Source organism: Neisseria sp. P0022.S010 (assembly GCF_051956635.1).
Genome location: NZ_JBQCXF010000179.1, coordinates 1 through 5643 on the forward strand (window position 1 = coordinate 1; position 5643 = coordinate 5643).

The 5643-nt window shown below is 52.3% G+C and carries 5 protein-coding genes; 3 read left to right on the forward strand and 2 right to left on the reverse strand.

Translation table 11 applies throughout. The features are described from left to right. Together ettA and ACTHUT_RS13075 are read right to left on the reverse strand one after the other, a co-directional pair. A partial coding sequence (ettA, locus tag ACTHUT_RS13070) for an energy-dependent translational throttle protein EttA (RefSeq protein ID WP_440418873.1) occupies positions 1-1331 on the reverse strand: 1331 nt, incomplete at its 3' end. A gap of 17 nt (positions 1332-1348) precedes the next feature. After that, positions 1349-1483 (reverse strand): hypothetical protein, encoded by a 135-nt coding sequence (locus ACTHUT_RS13075; RefSeq protein WP_284675707.1) that lies wholly within the window; start codon positions 1481-1483, stop codon positions 1349-1351. Positions 1484-1673: 190 nt separating this feature from the next. Here ACTHUT_RS13075 and ACTHUT_RS13080 point away from each other — a divergent pair, with 190 nt between their 5' ends. The 3 genes from ACTHUT_RS13080 to ACTHUT_RS13090 form a co-directional block, all read left to right on the forward strand. Beyond that, a complete protein-coding gene (locus ACTHUT_RS13080) occupies positions 1674-3029 on the forward strand; it encodes an SLC45 family MFS transporter (protein ID WP_250601118.1) in 1356 nt (451 codons plus the stop codon). Between the two features lie 122 nt (positions 3030-3151). Then, positions 3152-5410, forward strand: a complete 2259-nt coding sequence (locus ACTHUT_RS13085) for a glycoside hydrolase family 65 protein (protein WP_250601120.1) — start codon at positions 3152-3154, stop codon at positions 5408-5410. A gap of 12 nt (positions 5411-5422) precedes the next feature. Beyond that, a partial coding sequence (locus tag ACTHUT_RS13090) for an HAD hydrolase-like protein (protein WP_440418874.1) occupies positions 5423-5643 on the forward strand: 221 nt, incomplete at its 3' end.

The window sequence follows — 5643 nt, forward strand, 5'->3', positions numbered from 1 at the left end:
ATTTTGCTTTGGTCACTGCCTTTGAAGTTGAAGCGTCCCAAATATTGGCGGGCTGGAATTTCAAACTGACCAACCTGCAAAATGTCGCGGCCTTCAGCGATGTTGTCGAACACGGTTTTATCGTTTTGCAAACCTTCGCGGCTTTGGTCAATCAGGCTCATTTTTACGGTTTGGCCGATTTTCACTTCGCCGGAATCAGGCTGCTCTTTGCCCGAAATCATTTTAAACAGCGTCGATTTACCCGCGCCGTTCGGACCTATGATGCCGACAATCGCGCCAGCAGGCACTTTGAAGCTCAAATCGTCAATCAGCACTTTATCGCCAAACGATTTGGAAACGTTTACAAATTCAATCACTTCGTTACCCAAACGCTCGGCAACAGGGATAAAGATTTCCTGCGTTTCATTGCGTTTTTGGTATTCGTAGTTGCTCATTTCTTCAAAACGAGCCAAACGCGCTTTAGACTTGGCTTGGCGGCCTTTGGCATTTTGGCGCACCCATTCCAATTCCTGCTTCATCGCCTTCACGCGCGCAGCTTCGGATTTTGCCTCGTTTTCCAAGCGTTTTTCTTTCTGCTCCAGCCAAGATGAGTAATTGCCTTTCCACGGGATACCGTGTCCGCGGTCGAGTTCTAAAATCCATTCGGCGGCGTTGTCCAAGAAATAGCGGTCGTGCGTTACTGCAACGACTGTACCTGGGAAGCGTACGAGGAATTGCTCCAGCCACTCGACCGATTCCGCATCCAAGTGGTTGGTCGGCTCGTCCAGCAGCAGCATGTCGGGCTTGCTCAACAAGAGTTTGCACAAGGCAACACGACGTTTTTCACCGCCGGACAGATTGCCGATTTTGGCATCCCATTCCGGCAGGCGCAGCGCATCGGCGGCGATTTCCAATTCATGCTCTGCACCGCCGCCGGTAGACGAACCCGCCGCAATAATCGCTTCCAAACGGCCTTGTTCTTCCGCCAACGCGTCAAAATCCGCATCAGGATTGGCATACTCGGCATACACTTCTTCCAAGCGTTTCTGCGCGGCAGCCACTTCGCCCAAGCCGCTTTCCACTTCCTCGCGCACGGTTTTTTCAGGATCAAGCTCAGGCTCTTGCGGCAGATAGCCGATTTTAATGCCGCCCATCGGCACGGCTTCGCCCTCAAATTCTTTATCCACACCCGCCATAATCCGCAGCACAGTAGATTTACCCGCACCGTTCAAACCGAGCAAACCAATTTTTGCACCGGGGAAAAATGAAAGGGAAATGTCTTTAATAATGGTTTTTTGCGGCGGAACAACCTTGCTCACGCGCAGCATAGAATAGACGTATTGTTGGGACATGGTTTTTCTCGATTCGGTCAAACAAATTTCAGACGACCCATTTTAACCGATTGCTCAAATACTTGCTTGTTCAAATGCCGTCTGAAAATAGAAATCGGCATCACAATATGCAGCAAAGCCGAACCAATGCTTTCATTCTCCAAAATTTTCAACACGAAACCGTAAAAAATTTGATTTAAGCCAGTTTATCTTTGAACAAACATTGCCAATATTCGATACGCTCCATAAAATGCGCCTATATCCTTGAAAGTACATAAACAAATAATAACGACAAAAAAACACCGCGCTAAAAACAATTTCAGATTTCCCAATACAAATACTTTTAAAATAAGGATTTGCCTCATGTCTGAACATACGCAAAAAACAACAAAACAAGGTTTGCCCTCACTGGCAAAAAGTACGATTTGGATGCTGAGCTTCGGCTATCTCGGCGTTCAGACGGCCTTTACCCTGCAAAGCTCGCAAATGAGCCGAATTTTTCAAACTTTAGGCGCCGACCCGCACAATTTGGGCTGGTTTTTCATTCTGCCCCCATTGGCCGGTATGTTGGTTCAGCCGATTGTGGGCTACTACTCAGACCGCACTTGGATGCCGCGCTTGGGCGGCCGTCGCCTGCCCTATCTGCTTTACGGTACGCTGATTGCGGTTATCGTCATGATTCTGATGCCGAACTCGGGCAGCTTCGGTTTTGGCTACGCTTCTTTGGCAGCTTTGTCGTTTGGCGCGCTGATGATTGCGCTGTTGGACGTGTCCTCCAATATGGCAATGCAGCCGTTTAAGATGATGGTCGGCGATATGGTCAACGAGGAGCAAAAAGGCTACGCCTACGGCATTCAAAGTTTCTTGGCCAATACAGGCGCAGTCGTCGCCGCTATCCTGCCATTCGTCTTTGCCTATATCGGCTTGGAAAACACGGCAGAAAAAGGCGTCGTGCCGCAGACCGTGGTCGTGGCGTTTTATGTGGGCGCGGCGTTGTTGGTGATTACCAGCGCGTTCACGATTTTCAAAGTGAAGGAATACGATCCGGAAACCTACGCCCGCTACCACGGCATCGACGTGGCGGCAAATCAGGAAAAAGCCAACTGGTTCGAACTCTTGAAAACCGCGCCTAAAGCGTTTTGGACGGTCACTCTGGTGCAGTTTTTCTGCTGGTTCGCTTTCCAATATATGTGGACTTATTCCGCTGGCGCGATTGCGGAAAACGTTTGGCAGACAACCGATGCGTCTTCCGTAGGCTATCAGGAAGCGGGCAACTGGTACGGTGTATTGGCGGCGGTGCAGTCGGTTGCGGCGGTGATTTGTTCGTTTGTATTGGCGAAAATCCCCAACCGATACCTTAAGGCGGGTTATTTCAGCTGCCTGGCTTTGGGCGCGCTCGGCTTTTTCTCCGTATTCTTCATCAGCAACCAATACGCGCTGGTGTTGTCTTACATCTTAATCGGTATTGCTTGGGCGGGCATCATCACTTATCCGCTGACGATTGTAACCAACGCCTTGTCGGGCAAGCATATGGGCACTTATTTGGGCTTGTTCAACGGCTCCATCTGTATGCCTCAGATTGTTGCTTCGCTGTTGAGCTTCATGTTGTTCCCGATGATGGGCGGTTTGCAGGCCAATATGTTCTTGGTAGGGGGCGTCGTCCTGCTGCTGGGCGCGTTTTCCGTGTTCCTGATTAAAGAAACACACGGCGGCGCATAATTTTCTTCATTTATCGGCAGGAGGGTCGTCTGAAACTTCTGCCGACGCTTTATTTGATTTAAGTAAGGCGAACCGTATTTCAAAACGGTTTGCCATAAAACCATCAAAACAGGAGCTTTACGATGTATACAAGAATCATGGAAGTCAGCCCTTGGACGCTGCGTTCGGCAAAACTGGAAAAAGAACACAAACGGCTGCAAGAGAGCCTGACCAGCTTGGGCAACGGCTATATGGGTATGCGCGGCAGCTTTGAGGAAACCTATTCCGCCGACAGCCACTTGGGCACCTACATCGCCGGTGTTTGGTTCCCCGACAAAACCCGCGTCGGCTGGTGGAAAAACGGCTACCCCAAATATTTCGGCAAAGCCATCAACGCACTCAATTTCAGCAAAGTCAAAATCTTTGTCGACGGGCAGGAAGTGGACTTGGCGAAAAACGACGTTGCCGACTTCTCCGTCGAACTCGATATGCAGCACGGCGTGTTGCGCCGCTCGTTCACCGTATTCGGCGTGCGTTTCGATGTGTGCAAATTCCTGTCGGTCGCGCAAAAAGAGCTGGCGGTTATCCGCTGGGAAGCCGTATCCGTTGACGGCAAAACCCACCAAGTCCGCATTGATTCAATCATCGACGCCGACGTGAAAAACGAAGACTCCAACTACGAAGAAAAATTCTGGCAGGTATTAGACAAAGGCGTTTCAGACGGCCTCTCCTACATTGCCACCCAAACCGTCGCCAATCCATTCGGCGTGGAACAATTCATCGTCAACGCCGAGCAAACCTTCGCCGGCAGCTTCAAAGCCATCGGCGGCAGCCAAACCGACTGGCAGGTCTCCAATTCTTTTGAAGCCGAAGTCGGCAGCACGCCCGAAACCTTTGAAAAACGCGTGATTGTTACCACCAACCGCGATTATCAGGGCTTGGAAGCAGTGAAAGCCGCAGGCCGCGCCTTATCGGAAAAAGTCGCAGGCGTTGTGTTCGAAACCTTGCTGGACGCGCACAAAGCAGGCTGGTTGCACCGTTGGGAAATCGCCGACGTGGTCATCGAAGGCAGCGATGAAGCGCAGCAGGGCATCCGCTTCAACCTGTTCCAACTGTTCTCCACCTACTACGGCGAAGACGCGCGCCTGAACATCGGCCCCAAAGGCTTTACCGGCGAAAAATACGGCGGCGCGACCTATTGGGACACCGAAGCCTACGCCGTGCCGCTCTATCTTGCACTGGCTGAACCCGAAGTTACCCGCAACCTGCTGCAATACCGCCGCAACCAACTGCCGCAGGCGCAGCACAACGCGCGCGAACAGGGCTTGGCGGGCGCACTCTATCCGATGGTAACGTTTACAGGCATCGAGTGCCACAACGAATGGGAAATCACCTTCGAGGAAATCCACCGCAACGGTGCGATTCCTTACGCCATCTACAACTACACCAACTACACCGGCGACGAAAGCTATCTTGCCAAAGAAGGCTTGGAAGTCTTGGTCGAAGTGTCCCGCTTCTGGGCGGACCGCGTCCACTTCTCCAAACGCAACGGCAAATACATGATTCACGGCGTAACCGGTCCGAACGAATACGAAAACAACATCAACAACAACTGGTACACCAACACCCTTGCCGCATGGGTATTGGACTACACCCGCGAAGCCTTGGCGAAATATCCGCGTCCGGATTTGAACGTGAGTGCCGACGAGCTGGAAAAATGGGTGGACATCAGCGCCAATATGTACCGTCCGCATGACGAAGAACTCGGCGTATTCGTGCAGCACGACGGCTTCCTCGACAAAGACATCCGCCCCGTGTCCGCGCTTTCGCCCGACGATTTGCCGCTCAACCAGAAATGGTCGTGGGACAAAATCCTGCGTTCTCCCTTCATCAAACAGGCGGACGTATTGCAAGGCATCTACTTCTTCGGCGACCGTTTCAACATGGACGAAAAACGCCGCAACTTCGACTTCTACGAACCGATGACCGTGCATGAAAGCTCGCTGTCGCCTTGTATCCACGCCATCCTTGCCGCCGAACTGGGCAAAGAAGAAAAAGCCGTGGAAATGTACCAGCGCACCGCCCGACTGGACTTGGACAACTACAACAACGACACCGAAGACGGCCTGCACATCACCTCCATGACCGGTTCGTGGCTCGCCATCGTCCAAGGTTTCGCCCAAATGAAAACTTGGGGCGGCAAACTCAGTTTCGCACCGTTCCTGCCGAGTGCGTGGACAGGCTATACCTTCCACATCAACTACCGCGGCCGTCTGATTAAAGTCGCCGTCGGCAAAGAAAACGTCGTCTTCACCCTGCTCAAAGGCGAGCCGCTCGAATTGCAGGTGTACGGCAAAGACATCACGCTCAACGGCAGCCACACCGTCGCGTTGGAAAAATAAGGAGGGCGCAAAATGACTTTTACCGCAGTCCTGTTTGACCTCGACGGCGTCATCACCGACACCGCCGAATACCACTACCGCGCATGGAAAAAGCTCGCCGAAGAACTGGGCATCAGCATCGACCGCAAGTTTAACGAGCAGCTCAAAGGCGTGTCGCGCGACGATTCGCTCAAACGCATCCTCGCGCACGGCGGCAAAACCGTCGGCGAAGCCGAGTTCGCCGAACTGACCCG